The organism is Celeribacter naphthalenivorans (genome assembly GCF_020524585.1).
Taxonomy (GTDB): Bacteria; Pseudomonadota; Alphaproteobacteria; order Rhodobacterales; family Rhodobacteraceae; genus Celeribacter; species Celeribacter naphthalenivorans.
The window spans coordinates 343,702-358,960 of sequence record NZ_JAIVLK010000002.1 but is presented as its reverse complement, the minus strand read 5'-3'; the positions used below and the strand labels follow the sequence as shown (position 1 = coordinate 358,960).

Sequence of the window (15,259 nt, the reverse complement as noted above, 5' to 3'; positions counted from 1 at the left end):
TTCCTTTAAATGAGTATGCAAAGTCAGCCGATCAAAGCCGCACTCTGGATGAGCGGCGCGCTTTTGGGATTTTCCTCCATGGCCGTGGCCGGGCGCCAGCTCGCCGGCCATCTCGACACCTTTGAAATTCTGGGCTACCGCTCCCTGATCGGCCTCGTGATCGTCTTGACCATCGCCGTCACCCAAGGCCGCCTGCGCGAGTGCCGCCCCTCCGCCATGCCTTTGCATGTCGGGCGCAACCTCGGCCATTTCGCAGGCCAGAACCTCTGGCTCTATGCCCTCACCCTGATCCCGATGGCACAGCTGTTCGCGCTCGAATTCTCCTACCCGATCCTTGTGGGTCTCGGCGCCACGATTTTTTTGGGCGAAAAGATGACGCCCACCCGCGCGTTCACCTCCTTAATGGGCTTCGCAGGCATCCTGATCGTCGCGCGGCCCTTTGGCGCTGATGGCCTGTCCATCGGCATCTTTGCCGCCATGGCCTGTGCCCTCGGGTTTGCCGCCTCAGCTCTGTTCACCAAGCGGCTGACGCTCACAGCCCATGTCACAATTCTGGGCATCATGTTCTGGATGGTCACGCTTCAGCTCGGCTTTGGTCTCGTCTGCGCGCTGGCCGACGGCGACATGGCCCTACCCCGCTTGATCGATCTACCCTGGGTCACCGTGGTGGCCGTCTCTGGCCTCGGTGCGCATTTCTGCCTGACCACGGCACTGTCTCTGGCGCCCGCCTCCATCGTCACGCCGATCGACTTCCTGCGCCTGCCGATCATTGCCGTCATCGGCATGATGTTCTACGGCGAAGGCCTCGATGCTCTGGTGTTTCTGGGCGCTGCGATCATCTTTTCCGCCAATTACATCAACATCTTGGCCGAGAACCGTCGAATTTCGGCCCACTCCACCCCAAGTTGATGCACAAAAACCATGATCACCCCGTTTTCATCATGACGTGGCGTCAGAATTGCTTGAAATTTTGTCGCAGCTTAGGCTGAGTGAACAATAAGAGCGGAAAGTCGCTCAACACGAACAACTTAGATCGAAGCGAGCCTCGGTGCTCGTCAGGGATGGAGATCATGAAAACAACAACACTTCTGGCCGCTTCACTCGCGGTCGGCTCAACGGGTGCATTCGCAGGCGGCATGGACCGTTCCGGTCAATCCATTGCACCGATTTTCGAGACAGGCACCTATGTCGAACTGAGCTTTGGGTCCATCAGCCCGGATGTCACCGGCACCTCGCCCGTCTACGGCTATTCGGGCGATATGGCCCCGTCCTACACCCAGCTGTCCGGCGCCTACAAACGCGATCTGACAGACGCGCTCTCCATGGCCATCATCATCGACCAGCCCTATGGCGCCGATGTGGATTATGGCGATGCCGAAGCAGGCTACTTGCTGGAAAACTCCACGGCCACTGTCGATACGGTCGGTGTGACAGCCATCCTGCGCTACAAACTTGGCAACGGCTTCTCCGTTCATGGCGGTGTGCGCAACCTGTCCTCTTCCGGCGAAGTGTCGCTGCCGTTCCTGACCTACAGCATGGAAACCTCGGACGAGAACGATTGGTCTTGGCTTGCGGGTGTGGCCTATGAGATTCCGGACATCGCGCTTCGGGCCTCTTTGACCTACCACTCAGAAACGACCATCGACTTCGATGTGACGGAAAGCTCTATCCCGCTTGGCACGAATGTCTCGCAGATGGAGGTCGTGATGCCGAAATCTGTGAACTTCGACTTCCAGACCGGGATTGCCGCCGACACGCTGTTGATGTTCTCCGCGCGTTGGGCGGAATGGACCGAAACCGTGATCGACCCGAACGACTACAACGCCCTGACCGGTGGCGGTATTCTCGTCGATCACAACGGCGACACCACCTCCTACAGCCTCGGCATCGGGCGTCGTTTCAACGACAAATGGTCCGGCTCTGTTGCGATCGGCTATGAAGATGGCACCGGTGGCCTCTCCGGCAACCTGTCGCCGCGCGATGGCTATACCTCTCTGACGGTCGGTGCGAAGTACCAGATCACCGAACAAACCGCGATTTCCGGCGGTGTCTCCTATGTCTGGCTCGGCGATGCATCGACCTCGATCCTCTCCGAATTCGAAGACAACACCGCCATCGGTGTCGGCCTGAAACTGTCGCATCATTTCTGATCCGACCGGATACGCATTTGAAAGGCCTCGCATCTCGCGGGGCCTTTTTTCCTGCCAAAGACGTTCATCAGAAACCGTGATGGGCTTTTGCACAATTTCCGGTTTGCCACCTGTGCCGATGCACGCGACCTTGTCCCAAAAGACAAAAGGACCCACCCGCATGGCGCCACAAAAAACCATCCCCCCCGCCGCCTGGGCCGGGCTCTTCGCCATGGGCGGTCTTTGGGGCTGTTCCTTTCTCTCGGTCGCCATCCTGATCCGCGAACTTCCGGTGCTCTGGATCGTCGCGGGCCGCGTTTCCATCGCCGCGCTGGTGCTGTGGGCCTATGTGCTGATCAAAGGTTTCCCCCTCCCCGCCTTCTCCCGCTACCTCTGGCGTTTCATCCTTGTTGGCTGCCTGACCTCCGCCGTGCCTTTCCTGTTGATTTCATGGGCGCAGCATCACATCCCCTCAGGCCTCGCGGGCATCCTGAATGCCTCCACCGCCATTTTCGGCGTCTTGTTCGCCGCACTCATCTTTGCCGATGAAAAGCTGGGCCTGCGCAAGGGCACCGGCGTGCTCTTGGGCGTCATGGGCATCGTGACCATCATCGGCGTCGAGGCACTTGGGTCCTTTGACCTCACCTCTTTGGGCCAACTGGCAATGATCGGGGCGACCATGTGTTACGGGCTGTCGAACTGCGTCGGGCGCATCATGCTGTCCGATCTGCGCCCCGAAGTTGCCGCCGCCGGTATGCTCACGGGGGCGGCGCTCTTTGCCCTGCCCGCAGCCTTCCTGATCTCTGGCCTGCCCCCGGTCACACTTCGCCCCGAGACATGGGGCGCGCTATTCTATCTCTCGATCCTCGCCACCAGCCTGCCCTACATCATCTATTACAAGGTGATCCAACTCGCGGGCGCCGGGAACACCTCGCTCACGACGCTCATCGTCGCCCCGGTCTCCATCGCCTTGGGCGCGCTCGTGCTGGGGGAAAGCCTCTCGCTTCAGGCCTATTTGGGCTTTGGCCTCATCGCTTTGGGGCTTTTGGTCATCGACGGCCGGGTTTTGACGCGTCTGAGACGCCAAAACCCCGCATAACACTTGCGAGGCCGCGCGCGGCATGGCACCACCGCGACCGACAGGGCGAGACCAACAGGAACAGACAGATGCATTACGACACAGCGGCAGAGTGGCAGGGCGCGGCTCACAAACGCCTCATCCTTTTCGGCATGTCGGGTCTCGGAAAAACCGTGATCTCCAACATGCTGCGCGACACGGGCGCGTGGTATCACTACTCCATCGACTACCGCATCGGCACGCGGTATCTGGGCGAAGCCATTGACGACAATCTGAAAAAAGTCGCCATGCGCGAGCCGTTCCTGCGCGAACAATTCCTGTCGGACAGCATCTATATCAAGTCGAACATCACCTTCGACAACCTCGCGCCTGTTTCCTATTTCCTCGGCAAACCCGGATCAGAGGCGCAGGGCGGCATCCCAATCGCAGAGTTCCAGCGCCGTCAGAGCCTGTTCGAAGAGGCTGAAAGAGCCGCTCTGATGGACACCAGCCATTTCATCACCCGCGCCCAGACGCTCTATGACTACCCGCATTTCGTCTGCGACACCGGGGGCTCGATTTGTGAATGGGTCGATCCCGAGGACGCCAATGACCCGATCCTGAGCGCGCTCTCTCAAAACGCGCTTCTCGTGTGGCTCAAAGGCTCAGAGGCCCACACAGAAGAGCTGATCCGCCGCTTTGACAAGGCGCCGAAACCGATGGCCTATCAGCCCGAATTCCTGAGCGCGATCTGGGCGGAATATCTCTCGGAAAAAGGCCTCACAGAGGATCAGGTCAACCCCGACGATTTCATCCGCTACACCTACGCCCGCGCCCTCAACCACCGCCAGCCGCGTTACGAGGCGATGGCGAAAAACTGGGGCATCACGCTCGATTACGAAGACGTCAAACGCATCACCGGCCCCGACGACTTCTCTGCCCTCATCGCCACCGCACTTGAAAAACGTGCGCTTGATAAACGCGCGGCCCAAGCCTAAATTACCTTCCTGCCCTTAAAAGGATATCCTGAAATGCCCATCACCTTGCCCGAAAACCTTCCCGCCTATGACGTGCTCTCCGCCGAGGGCGTCATGGTCATGGGCGAAGGCCGGGCAAAGTCGCAGGAAATCCGACCACTCCGCATCGCTCTGCTCAATCTGATGCCGAAGAAAATCCAGACGGAGAACCAATTCGCCCGTCTGATCGGCGCGACGCCCTTGCAGATCGACTTTCAGCTGATCCGCATGAGCGAGCACCAGACCAAAAACACCGCCGCCGAGCATATGGAGCAATTCTACCGGCCGTTTTCCGAGGTCAAAGCCTCCGGCGAGAAATTCGACGGGTTGATCATCACCGGCGCCCCGATCGAGCACCTGCCTTTTGAGGCGGTCACCTATTGGGAAGAGCTCAAAGAGGTGTTTGAGTGGACCCAGAGCCATGTGTTTTCCACCTTCGGCGTCTGCTGGGGTGGGATGGCGATGATCAACTATTTCCACGGCGTGAAGAAATACGATCTGGACCATAAGGCCTTCGGTCTGTTCCAACAGGAAAACCTGGCCCCCAGCTCGCCCTATCTGCGCGGCTTCTCTGACCTGTGCTACATCCCCGTGAGCCGCTGGACAGAGATGCGCCAATCCGAAATCGACGCCGTGCCGGGTCTTGTGCCGCTCTTGGGGTCGGATGAAACCGGCCCCTGTCTGGTGCAGGACCCTGAGCATCGCGCGCTCTATATCTTCAACCATTTCGAATATGACACGGGCACTTTGTTCGAGGAATATCAAAGGGATGTGGATGCGGGCAAAGAGATCATCCTGCCGAAACACTATTTCCCGGATGACAACCCGTCGCTGCGCCCGATGAACCGCTGGCGCAGCCACGCGCATCTGCTCTACGGCAACTGGATCAACGCGATCTATCAGGACACGCCCTATCGTCTGGAAGACATCGGGGGCTGATCGGTGGCACCGCGACCGGCTGGAGACCTCTTTGGGATGCCTGCGCGGCGCGGCCCTCTGCGCGCCATCAAGACACGACGCCGGGGCGATTTGGTGAACAACAGCTCCGGCGCAGTGATCCATGTCGAGACCTATGGCGAGACCGTCGCCCCGCCCGTGGTTCTGATCCACGGCGCGTCTGGCTCGACCTATGACATGAGTTTCCGCCTCGCGCCCGCTCTGGCGCAAGAATTTTGTGTCTATGTCGTCGACCGCCCCGGCTTTGGCCACAGCCCCCGGATGAAAGACGAAAGCCTCGCCGCCCAAGCCCGCGTCCTGCGCGACGCGATCCAGACCCTCGATAGCCGCAACGCAATCGTCTTAGGTCAATCCTACGGCGGTGCTGTGGCGCTTGAATGGGCGCTGCAATCCGACGATCTGGCGGCTTTGGTTCTGATCTCTTCGCCGTCCCATGACTGGGAGGCCGGCCACCCGCTGTTGCACCGGACGCTTGCCGAACCTGTCCTCGGCTGGTGGGCCTCCGAGCTGATCCATGCGCTGACGCCGCAGTGGCTCATCGCCAAACAATTGGCTGAGGTTTTCGCGCCTCAGGACGTCCCCGAGGGCTACGCCGACCATTTCCAGCCCCGCAATTCGATCCACCCGCCGCGTCACCGTCAGAACGCCCGCCAACGCATTGCCTTGAAGGCCGAAATGGCCGCCATGGTGCCGCGCTACGCGGGGCTAACCCTGCCGATTGAAAGCCTGCATGGCACGGCGGATGTCATCGTCCCCGACCACATCCACGCCCTGCCCTTTGACGCCAAAGTGGCCTCCAATGTGCTCACGCGGCTGGACGGCATCGGCCATATGCCGCATCACGTTGCGACGGAGGCTGTGGTCGAGGCTGTGAGACGCGCCAGGTCTCGCGCCACATCCGTCGGCGGTGCACATTGCAACCCGGCCTGAAAAACCCCATAGTGTTAAGGTGATTAACACGGAAAAAGCGATGCGCCATGACCGATAAATCCTCAAACCTGCCTTTTGACGGCGCCATCTCTCGCTATTTCGAAAAAGACGCGCCGAAATCCATCCGCAAAGCGGTCGAAGACGGCGGCAAGAAAGAGATCCTGTCGCCCTCCTTCCCCTATGACGCATGGATGAAAAAGTCCGACTATGAGGATGAAATCAAGCTGTTGCAGCGCGAGCTGGTCAAGATGCTCGCCGATGTGCGCGAGACCGGCAAGCGCATCGTTGTCGTGTTCGAGGGCCGTGATGCGGCGGGCAAAGGCGGCACGATCAAACGGTTCCGCGAAAACCTGAACCCGCGCTCCGCCCGCGTTGTGGCGCTGTCGAAACCGACCGAGCGTGAGGCCGGGCAATGGTATTTCCAGCGCTACATCGACCACCTGCCGACCAAAGGCGAAATCGTGCTCTTCGACCGATCCTGGTACAACCGGGGCGTGGTGGAAAAGGTCTTTGGCTTTTGCTCCGACAAGGACCGCGAAAAATTCTTTCACCAGCTGCCTGAGTTCGAGGACATGCTGGTCTCCGAGGGCATTCAGCTTTTCAAAATCTGGCTCAACGTCGGTCGCGCGGAACAGCTCAAACGCTTTCTGGCCCGCGAACAGGATGTGCTGAAACAGTGGAAACTCTCCTCCATCGATGTCGAGGGGCTCAAACGCTGGGACGATTACACGGCGGCGATCTCCGAGACCATGGAGCGCAGCCATTCCAAAGATGCGCCCTGGACCGTGATCCGCTCGGACGACAAATATCGCGCGCGGCTCAATGCCATTCGCTCGGTGCTCTGTCAGATCGACTATAAGGGCAAAAACGCGGACAACATCGGCGAGATCGACGACAAGATTGTCGATGGGCCGAGCCTGTTGATCACCGGCGACGAGGATGAGTAAGCCGGAATGAGCAAGCGCGGCTATCATCACGGCAATCTGCGGCAGGCGCTGATCGAGGCGGCTTTGCAGCTGATCGAGGAAAAGGGCCCGACGGGCTTTACCCTTTCCGAGGCCGCCAAAACCGCAGGCGTCACCCCCGCCGCCGTGTACCGCCATTTCGAAGGCCGCGAGGACCTGATCGCCGAGATCGCCCGGCAAGGCTTTGAGGTCTTCGCCGATCTTCTCGACTATGCCTATGACACCGGCCAGCCCTCGGCGCTGGCGTCCTTTGAGGCGGTGGGCCGCGCCTATCTGGCCTTTGCCCGCCGCTACCCCGGCCATTACATCGCCATGTTCGAAAGCGGCATCTCGATGCAGCGCTCGCCCGAGCTTTTCGCCGTGGCCGAGCGTGCCTTGGGCGTGTTGGAACGCGCCGCGACGCAATTGTCGGAACAAATTCCGGAGGGCAAACGCCCCCCGCCCCAGATGTTCGCGGCGCATGTCTGGGCCATGGCGCATGGCGTGGTCGAACTGTTCGCCCGTGGCACACCCGGCGCGCGGGTGCCTTTCCCGCCCGAAGACCTTTTGGAAACCGGAATCGGCATATACTTGCGCGGATTGGGGTTGATCCCTCAAGACAAATGAGGAGAGCAGATGACACGTCAAATGCCCATGTCCCGCCGCACCCTTCTTTTGAGCGCTCTCGCCGCGGCCTGCCCTCTGCCTGCCTTGGCCGCAGGAAAGCCTGAGACCCAGAACTACGGCGCAGAGGATTTGGACATCTACCGCGCCGCGAGCCCACGCGGAGCGGTGATCTATGTCCGTGGCGGATCGTGGCGCAGAGGCTCGCGCAAGGCGGTGGACGCGAAACCCGATTGGGTCAATTCCATGAGCCTCGATTTCGTCTCCATCGACTACCCGACGCTGCCGAAAACCCCTGTCACCGGCCAGATCAAAGCCGTGCGGCAAGCGATGGACTGGTGTTTTGCCAATGTCGCCAAGCCCGACCGCACGGTCGTCATGGGCCATTCCGCTGGCGCGCATCTTGTGGCCATGGCGGCGCTCACGGGCTGGCGACCGCAGCCGGCGGGCGTCATCGTCAATGACAGCGGGGCGGTCGATCTGATCACGCTGGCGCGCGCCCATCAGGGCCACCTGCCCTTTGGCACCGCGAGTGTGTTCAAGGACCGCAATCAATGGGGCGCCTTGTCGCCGACCTACAATCTCGCCCAAAATCTACCGCCCATTCTGGCGATCACCTCAGGGGCTCACGGGCACGCCACGGCGATGTCGAATTTCGTCACAAATGCCCGGTCGAAGGGCGCGGATGCGGCCCTGTTTGATGGCTCAAACTATCGCCACGCCGAGGTGAACCGCACGCTCGGCACCGGCAAAATCCCCGATCTGGAGCGGGCTGTAGCGGGCTTCGTGACGAAGGCGTTGCAGCGCTGAGCCATCCCCCCAGCCTTACCGCCGGACCGGGCAGACGCGCCTTTGATACCCCGCCAAACGCTGGCCAAAGGCCATCAAGTCGTCTTGGGTTTTGAATTGCAGATCAAGTTTCGGGAAAACCGTGACCTGCCCCGACAACAACCGCGTGGGGTCTTCGGTTTTCGACAGATAGTTCCGCATCACAAGCGTGGAGACCGGCGGGTCGAGGGTGAGAACAGACCTCGCGAACCGATCAAAATCCGGCGCATCCGGTTGAATTTCCGGCTCGCTCCCCTCACTTGGAATGAGAACGAACCTGTTGAGCCAAAAGGTCAAAGTCTGATCCGGTTTGGCCAGCAGCTCTCGTACAGTTTCAAGGCTGAAAGCCTCTGGGCTCTCCGCCTCAATCGTGTCTTGCACCTCACGCGCACCATTTTCGCCCAAGAGGGTCAGCGTCGTCTCTTTGCTGGAAAAACTATCGGGCAAAAGCGCGACCACGCGCATGGCCTCCCGCGCCATGTCCGGCGTGGCCCGACGCGGCGAAGCGCTATAGATCGCGCTTCCATCGGTGAGGCTTTGAATGCGCACATTCTTGAGGTCGTATTGCGACAGATCGAGGAGGCTCCGAATGATCCTGACACTGTTGCGATCCTCGTCCACGCTCTCGTGCGAGAGCGTCAAGGTGCAGGATTCAAGCTCAATCTCATACCCCTCAAGCGCCGGGACATTCCGCAGCTGACGCGTGATTTGAAAGGTATCGCTCAGCGGCGTTTTGAACCAAAGGGTGCCTGCTGCACCTGCAATCATCGCCAATACAGCCAATAGGCCGAAAGCCCGCCACATCCTGAAATCCCTTTTGAATGAAATCCTTATCAACGACACTTATATCGCTGACAACATCCATTGGGTCAACATGATCGTCCGACGGCGGCGGGCCTCACGCGCTCTGATCAAACACCACCAACGCGCCCGGGGACCAGCTGACGCGGACCTTCGTGCCAACGCCCAGAACATCGCGACCAAAGATGTTGCGCATCGAAATGCGTACCGGCTTTTCGACACCCTCGAACCGCACGTCGTAATAGGTCATGTCGCCGTAATAGACGACCTCATCGACCACGGCGGGGGCTTCGCGGTGGGTGGCGCTTTGGCCCTCATAAAGCAGCGTTAGGGTCTCGGGGCGGAAGCCCACTGTGGCCTCGCCAACAGGAACACCGCCCGGGCATTGCGCCTCGGTGATCTCGGTTTCGCCCAGCCCGGCAATCGTGGCGAGGTAGGTCTCGCCCTCTTTGCGCACCGTCGCGGGCAGGAAATTCATCACCCCGATAAAATCCGCCACGCGTTTCGAATTGGGCTTGCGATACAGCACCTCCGGGTCGTCACATTGTGCGATCTCACCCTCGAACATCACCGCGATCCGGTCGGACATCACAAGCGCCTCTTCCTGATCGTGGGTCACGAGAATAAAGGTGATGCCCACCTCGCGTTGCAGCTTGATCAGCTCCACCTGCATCTGTTCGCGCATCTTGCGGTCGAGCGCGGAGAGCGGCTCGTCCAAGAGCAAAACCTTGGGCTTCAGCACCAGTGCACGGGCCAAGGCGACCCGCTGGCGCTGCCCGCCGGACAGGGCATGCGCGGCGCGGTGGCCATAGCCTTTGAGGCCGACCATCTCCAAAGCGGCCTCGGCGGCCAGCGTCTTGTCGGTCTTCGACATCTTCGATTTGCGCAGGCCGAAGGCGACGTTTTCGATGACGGAGAGATGCGGGAAAATCGCGTAAGACTGGAACACCATATTGGTCGGACGCTTGTTCGCGGGCACGCCGCGCATGTCGCGCCCGGTGATCATCACAGACCCGGTGTCGTAATCCTCAAAGCCCGCAATCGTGCGCAACAATGTGGTCTTGCCACAGCCCGATGGCCCCAAAAGCGAGAAAAACTCGCCCTGACGGATGTCGAGATTGATGCCCCTCAGCGCATGGTAATCGCCATAGTGCTTGTTGACGTTTTGCAGAGAGATCAGAGGTTTATCAGCAGTCATGTCAGCCATAGTCAAAGAAAGCCCCCGGTGTCATTGCCCGTGCGCTTGGCGCCCCGGCGGCGGAAAAATTCGGCGATTGTGATCAGGAGGATGGAGAGGACGACGAGGATCGTGCCCAAAGCCATCACCGCAGGCAGCAGTTTCGGGAACCGCAGCATGGAGAAGAGATAGACCGGCAAAGTCGGCTCGGCGCCGGTCAGGAAGAAGGCAATGATGAACTCGTCCATCGAGATGGTGAAGGAAATCAACAGCGCCGAAATGATCCCTGGCATGACCAAAGGCAAGGTCACGAGGCGGAAGGTCGAGGCGGGCGTTTCGCCCAGATCGTAGGCCGCCTCTTCGAGCGAGGGGTCCAGAGCGGCGAAGGCCGATTGCAGGATCGCGATGGCAAAGGGCGTGCAAATCAGCGTGTGCCCCGCGATCACCGACCAGGCGCCCGTGTCCAACCCCATGCGCAAGATGACGATGAGCAAGGACACCGCGACGATGATCTCCGGCAGCACCAGAGGCAGCATGATGAACCCCATGATGCCCTTTTGGCCCGGAAAGCTATAGCGCGACACGGCCATGGCGGCGAAAATGCCCAAAGTGGTCGCCAAAACGGCGGAGGTGACGGCGATCTTGAGCGAATTGAGCAAAGCGCCATGCATCTCGGAAAGGGTCAAAAGCTGGGTGAACCACTCGGTCGTGAAGCTCTCCAACGGAAAGGCGATGATCGTCGAGCTGTTGAAGGCGAAGAGCGGCAACAGAAAGATCGGCGCGTAGAGAAAGATCAGATAGAGGATCGCATAGGTCTTGAGCGATTTCATTTGCGCGCTCCTTTCTTGCCACCTGCAGCCCGGTTGCCAAGGAGCAGGAAGGCAATGGCAATCACCGCGACGATCAGCATCGCGAGCACCGCCAAAGTGGCCCCCAAAGGCGCGTTGTTGAGGCGCAGGAATTGGGTCTGGATCATATTGGCGATCATGAGGCCCCCCGGCCCGCCAACAAGGCGCGGCGTGACATAGTCGCCGATGGTCGGGATGAAGACGATCAACACGGCGGCGACCACGCCGGGCGCGGCCAGTGGCAGGGTCACCCGCAGGAAAGTCATCGTCCGGCTCTCGCCCAGATCGCGGGAGGCTTCCAAGAGAGAGCGGTCGATTTTCTCCAAAGCGACAAAGATCGGCAGGATCGCGAAAGGCGCATAGGCATGGGCCAGCGTGATAATCACCGCGTTCACGTTGTAGAGGATGAAGGACAGAGGTTCATCAATGATCCCAACGGCTTGCAAGCCGGAATTGAGAACCCCGTTATAGCCAAGGATCACCTTCCAGAGGAACACGCGGATCAGATAAGAGGTCCAGAACGGAATGGTGATCAGGAAAATCCAGAGCGATTTATGCTCCGGCTTCACCCCGAAGGACACGAAATAGGCAATCGGAAAAGCCAGCACCACGGTGATCAGAGTCACCAGCCCCGACACCATGAGAGAGCGCAGCATGAGCTGGCGATAGAGCGGATCGGTCAGCGCTTCTTTGTAATTCGCGAGCGTAAAGGCGGTGTCGAAATCGCGCACGCCGGTCTGGGTCCAGAACGAAATCACGAAAATCGCGATCAAGGGCACGGCCAAAAGCAACAGCGCATAGAGCGCCGTCGGGGACACCAAAAGCATCCCGATCCCCTGCTCTGTTCGGAAAAAACGACGTATCCTGTCGCTCGCGGCCATGCTGGCTCCCTTCCCAATGTCCGGGCCGGTCCCGGCCCTATCCCCTGTCTCTTCGATCCTGAAAAGATTTTGATCAAATGTGCAAGAGGTTTCCCAAGGACACCCGAACACGACGATCAATTTCATGGCATGTGCCAAATCTTCGATCACCAAACAGGCAGCGCCTCAACCGCCTGTCAACCGCCAGTGGTCTCCAATCCATGCGCGGTCAAAAACACCTCCATCACCCCCTCGACCATCTCGGGCCGGACCGAACGCAGGTTCGCCGCAAAAGCCGCCTCGGGTGCTGCCCAAGTGGTGACGATCTCATAGGAGGGAAAATAGTCCACCGTCGCGTATGCCTCCGCCAAATCCCCCGCCACCGCGCGCAGAACCGATTTCGAATAACTCGTCGCCGCCAAAACATGCTGGTCGGAGGCCGTCCCGGTCAAAGGCACCGGCGAGACGGTCAGCAGGAGCTGCACATTGGGATTGATGCCGCGCAAAAGTTTCCGGATTTCAACGAGATCGGCGTAAATTTCGTCATAGGTAAAATTGTGGAACACATAACGTTCCGGGTCGTAATCGCCCGCAATCACGCCGGGCGCCATGGCCAGCACGCGCCCCGTTTCACGGTCGATCCAGCCTTCGGTCAGACCCAGTGTGAAGATGAACACCTCCATCTCCTGCGCCAATTCCACCACCTGCAAAAGATGCGCCCGCCGGGCCTCCACCGCCGCCTCCAAAGTGGCAAAACCGTCCGGCTCCACACCGGGGCGCAGCGCATCGAACCATGCTCCGTCGCGGGTCAGAAAATGGCGGTCTTCCACATAGATTTCAAAGGCATCCTCCAACAACTCGCGCAGCTGGCGTGCCGTATAGATATTGCCGTAGCGCGCCGAATAGAGGCCATAGCCACGCGCTTTGGCCGCCTCATCGCTCATGCCCTCAGGACGAGGCTCCACATCCAGAACATTGACGCCCGCGTCCCGCAAAAACCGGCCAATGTGCTGCGCAAAACAGCTCCCGGCGGTGGCGACGGCCGTCTCGGCCCGGATCGGAAAGGCCGGCGTGTAAATCTCAGGCCAGCGCCGCCGGTCGGTCTCCACAACACCACTGCGCCAGAACGCTTTTGCCGGGCTCGTTTCATAGGGATGGCTCACAGCGTTTCCAGCTCCCGCGCCACATGTTTCAACATCCGTGCCCCATAGCGGGCATTGCCATGACGAAAATCCACAGGGCGCCCGTTCTTTTTCCAAAACGGCGGGCGCAGGGTGCCCATCATATAGGAGGTGTCCGTGAACATCCCCCCGTCGATGGTTCCCGGCGGCTGCGGCACATAATGCGCCGCGATCCCGGCGCAAAGCTCCTGCGCGAGGCGCTCATAGGTCTTCGACACAAAGTCCCCCTCACCGCGCTCTTCGGCGTTGCAAAAGGTCTCGAACCTTGTGCCTTCGACCAAGACCTGCCGCGTCGGGCGCGGTTGGGCCAGCACAAGGATCGGCGCATCCGTTGCGGCCCGGATGTCCCGCGCGATCTGCATCATCAGACTGCCCGACAGACGTTCCGCGATCAGCCGGTGCAACAAAGCCTCGGAGACCAGCGTCACGCCGTTTTCCGCCGCCGTCGCATAATCGCGGGAGCTGTCCATCGTCACAAGACCCAGATCACGGAACACACGGATCACCTGAAAGATCGAGAACCTGAGACCGGTCAGCAGCACCACATCGTAATCCTTCAGCACCGCGCGCACCTCCGAGCCGGGAAACGGCCCCTTGCCCTTGCGCCCGGTCACCTTCGGATCAAGGATGTTGCCGCAGAACACGCCGTCTTCAATGGTGTAGCGCTCAAGACCGTCGCCAAAGGCCGCGATGCAATCGAGGTCCAAAGCGACCTCCCCCTCCGCATGTTTCAGCGCATTGAGGTAAGGGCCGACATGCGAGTTTCCGATCAACAAGGCGCGGGTCATTTTTGCAGGGCCTCGATCAGGATTTCCTCGCAGACCAGATCGTCGTCATGGCCTTCGAGATATTCGGCATCGTCATGAATCTTTGCGGGCTCCGCCTGATCCGCCGCGCCGGTTTTGCGCAGCCCGTAAGCGTCGAGAAACACCGCCATCACATGGGCGACGACCTCAGGCCGGATGCTGCGCTGGTTCGCCTCATAGGCCGGGTTTTCCCGCGCCCAGGTGGTGACAATTTCATAGCCGGGAAAATAGTCGACATCCTTGAATTTCATCGCCATTTCGCCCGCCACAGAGCGCAGCGTGGATTTCGTATAGGTGCTGGCGTTCAACGCGTGATCGCCCGACGCCGTCGCCGTGATCGGCACGGGAGAGGTGGTCAGGATGATCTTCACCCCCTTGCGAATATCGCGAAGAAGAACGCGGATCGCCTTGAGATCCTTGAGCAATTCCGAATGGGTGAAATTGTGGAACCGGTAGAGTTTGGGATCATACTCCCCCGCGATCACCCCCGGCGCGACCGGCAGACAGCGCCCGGTCGGCGCGTGAATCCACGCTTCCGTCAGGCCCAGCGTGAAGACAAAGACATCGACCGTCTCAAACAATTCGCGCAGACGTGCCAGATGCTGCTTTCGCAGCTCGAGCACCTCTTTCACCGAGGCACAGCCATCGGGTTCGACATTCGGGCGCAGCATGTCGACATAGCGCCCGTCCCGCTCCCAGATCAGCGCCTTGTGCACCGCGTCCTTTTGCATGTCCTGCAACAGCTCCAAAAGCTGACGCGGCGTGTAAATATTGCCGTAGCGCGCGGAATGCAGCCCGTACCCGAACTCCCGCGCCAGATCGCCCTCTACCGCCGCAGGCGCGGGTTCGACGTCGAGGATCGGCATCTCCTCATCGGCCAGTGCCTGTCGGATGCGCTGCGCGAAACAACTGCCGGCGGTGGCGACGGCGCTGTTGGCGGAGATGGTGAATTTCGGCACGAAAAGCTCGGGCCAGTGGACCTTGTCCGTCTGAACGACGCCGGTTTTCCAAAAGGCTTTCGGCGGCAGGTCGGAATAGGGATTTTTCAAAAGACAGGCCTTTTCTGTTTCTAAAATTATGAAACAGCATGGCAACACTGCC

Annotated in this window: 16 protein-coding genes; 9 read left to right on the top strand and 7 right to left on the bottom strand. The window is 60.0% G+C overall.

Annotation, left to right across the window (positions count from 1 at the left end; translation table 11 throughout):
* Window positions 1-9: 9 nt before the first annotated feature.
* The 9 genes from LC094_RS05315 to LC094_RS05275 all read left to right on the top strand — a co-directional run bounded on the left by LC094_RS05315 (window position 10) and on the right by LC094_RS05275 (window position 8,467).
* Window positions 10-909 (top strand): DMT family transporter, encoded by a 900-nt coding sequence (locus LC094_RS05315; RefSeq protein ID WP_226550715.1) that lies wholly within the window; start codon window positions 10-12, stop codon window positions 907-909.
* A gap of 161 nt (window positions 910-1,070) precedes the next feature.
* Window positions 1,071-2,150, top strand: a complete 1,080-nt coding sequence (locus LC094_RS05310) for an OmpP1/FadL family transporter (protein ID WP_226550714.1) — start codon at window positions 1,071-1,073, stop codon at window positions 2,148-2,150.
* A 160-nt stretch (window positions 2,151-2,310) separates the two neighbouring features.
* Window positions 2,311-3,228 carry a DMT family transporter gene (locus LC094_RS05305; protein ID WP_226550713.1) on the top strand — a complete coding sequence of 306 codons (918 nt, stop codon included), beginning with the start codon at window positions 2,311-2,313 and terminating at the stop codon, window positions 3,226-3,228.
* Between the two features lie 68 nt (window positions 3,229-3,296).
* Complete coding sequence (locus LC094_RS05300) at window positions 3,297-4,184, top strand: ATPase (protein ID WP_226550712.1); 888 nt, start codon at window positions 3,297-3,299, stop codon at window positions 4,182-4,184.
* Window positions 4,185-4,217: 33 nt separating this feature from the next.
* Entirely contained in the window at window positions 4,218-5,141 is a 924-nt protein-coding gene (locus LC094_RS05295; RefSeq protein ID WP_226550711.1) for a homoserine O-succinyltransferase, read from the top strand.
* Window positions 5,142-5,177: 36 nt separating this feature from the next.
* Window positions 5,178-6,089, top strand: coding sequence for an alpha/beta fold hydrolase (locus LC094_RS05290; protein WP_226550710.1), 912 nt, complete (start codon window positions 5,178-5,180; stop codon window positions 6,087-6,089).
* Between the two features lie 47 nt (window positions 6,090-6,136).
* Window positions 6,137-7,036, top strand: coding sequence for a polyphosphate kinase 2 (ppk2, locus tag LC094_RS05285; RefSeq protein ID WP_226550709.1), 900 nt, complete (start codon window positions 6,137-6,139; stop codon window positions 7,034-7,036).
* A gap of 6 nt (window positions 7,037-7,042) precedes the next feature.
* Complete coding sequence (locus LC094_RS05280; RefSeq protein ID WP_226550708.1) at window positions 7,043-7,660, top strand: TetR/AcrR family transcriptional regulator; 618 nt, start codon at window positions 7,043-7,045, stop codon at window positions 7,658-7,660.
* Window positions 7,661-7,669: 9 nt separating this feature from the next.
* On the top strand, window positions 7,670-8,467 hold the full coding sequence (locus LC094_RS05275; protein WP_226550707.1) for an alpha/beta hydrolase: 798 nt from the start codon (window positions 7,670-7,672) through the stop codon (window positions 8,465-8,467).
* Between the two features lie 15 nt (window positions 8,468-8,482).
* Here the strand turns inward: LC094_RS05275 and LC094_RS05270 are convergent, their stop codons facing one another.
* The 7 genes from LC094_RS05270 to LC094_RS05240 form a co-directional block, all read right to left on the bottom strand.
* Window positions 8,483-9,289 (bottom strand): hypothetical protein, encoded by an 807-nt coding sequence (locus LC094_RS05270; RefSeq protein WP_226550705.1) that lies wholly within the window; start codon window positions 9,287-9,289, stop codon window positions 8,483-8,485.
* A gap of 94 nt (window positions 9,290-9,383) precedes the next feature.
* The gene (locus LC094_RS05265; RefSeq protein ID WP_404814966.1) at window positions 9,384-10,493 is read right to left on the bottom strand and encodes an ABC transporter ATP-binding protein; all 1,110 of its coding nucleotides are present in this window, start codon (window positions 10,491-10,493) and stop codon (window positions 9,384-9,386) included.
* Between the two features lie 2 nt (window positions 10,494-10,495).
* Entirely contained in the window at window positions 10,496-11,293 is a 798-nt protein-coding gene (locus tag LC094_RS05260; RefSeq protein WP_226550704.1) for an ABC transporter permease, read from the bottom strand.
* On the bottom strand, window positions 11,290-12,192 hold the full coding sequence (locus LC094_RS05255) for an ABC transporter permease (protein WP_226550702.1): 903 nt from the start codon (window positions 12,190-12,192) through the stop codon (window positions 11,290-11,292). Before LC094_RS05255 ends, LC094_RS05260 begins: the two co-directional genes overlap by 4 nt.
* 176 nt (window positions 12,193-12,368) lie before the next feature.
* Window positions 12,369-13,334, bottom strand: a complete 966-nt coding sequence (locus LC094_RS05250; protein WP_226550701.1) for a GSCFA domain-containing protein — start codon at window positions 13,332-13,334, stop codon at window positions 12,369-12,371.
* On the bottom strand, window positions 13,331-14,140 hold the full coding sequence (locus tag LC094_RS05245) for a hypothetical protein (RefSeq protein WP_226550700.1): 810 nt from the start codon (window positions 14,138-14,140) through the stop codon (window positions 13,331-13,333). The genes LC094_RS05250 and LC094_RS05245 overlap by 4 nt, the downstream gene beginning before the upstream one ends.
* On the bottom strand, window positions 14,137-15,207 hold the full coding sequence (locus LC094_RS05240; RefSeq protein WP_226550699.1) for a GSCFA domain-containing protein: 1,071 nt from the start codon (window positions 15,205-15,207) through the stop codon (window positions 14,137-14,139). Before LC094_RS05240 ends, LC094_RS05245 begins: the two co-directional genes overlap by 4 nt.
* Window positions 15,208-15,259: the final 52 nt, after the last annotated feature.

Bases quoted from the DNA above. Each gene is read 5' to 3' on its own strand.
- LC094_RS05315 (WP_226550715.1), top strand. From the start codon at position 10: ATGAGTATGCAAAGTCAGCCGATCAAAGCCGCACTCTGGATGAGCGGC.
- LC094_RS05310 (WP_226550714.1), top strand. From the start codon at position 1,071: ATGAAAACAACAACACTTCTGGCCGCTTCACTCGCGGTCGGCTCAACG.
- LC094_RS05305 (WP_226550713.1), top strand. From the start codon at position 2,311: ATGGCGCCACAAAAAACCATCCCCCCCGCCGCCTGGGCCGGGCTCTTC.
- LC094_RS05300 (WP_226550712.1), top strand. From the start codon at position 3,297: ATGCATTACGACACAGCGGCAGAGTGGCAGGGCGCGGCTCACAAACGC.
- LC094_RS05295 (WP_226550711.1), top strand. From the start codon at position 4,218: ATGCCCATCACCTTGCCCGAAAACCTTCCCGCCTATGACGTGCTCTCC.
- LC094_RS05290 (WP_226550710.1), top strand. From the start codon at position 5,178: ATGCCTGCGCGGCGCGGCCCTCTGCGCGCCATCAAGACACGACGCCGG.
- ppk2 (WP_226550709.1), top strand. From the start codon at position 6,137: ATGACCGATAAATCCTCAAACCTGCCTTTTGACGGCGCCATCTCTCGC.
- LC094_RS05280 (WP_226550708.1), top strand. From the start codon at position 7,043: ATGAGCAAGCGCGGCTATCATCACGGCAATCTGCGGCAGGCGCTGATC.
- LC094_RS05275 (WP_226550707.1), top strand. From the start codon at position 7,670: ATGACACGTCAAATGCCCATGTCCCGCCGCACCCTTCTTTTGAGCGCT.
- LC094_RS05270 (WP_226550705.1), bottom strand. From the start codon at position 9,289: ATGTGGCGGGCTTTCGGCCTATTGGCTGTATTGGCGATGATTGCAGGT.
- LC094_RS05265 (WP_404814966.1), bottom strand. From the start codon at position 10,493: ATGGCTGACATGACTGCTGATAAACCTCTGATCTCTCTGCAAAACGTC.
- LC094_RS05260 (WP_226550704.1), bottom strand. From the start codon at position 11,293: ATGAAATCGCTCAAGACCTATGCGATCCTCTATCTGATCTTTCTCTAC.
- LC094_RS05255 (WP_226550702.1), bottom strand. From the start codon at position 12,192: ATGGCCGCGAGCGACAGGATACGTCGTTTTTTCCGAACAGAGCAGGGG.
- LC094_RS05245 (WP_226550700.1), bottom strand. From the start codon at position 14,140: ATGACCCGCGCCTTGTTGATCGGAAACTCGCATGTCGGCCCTTACCTC.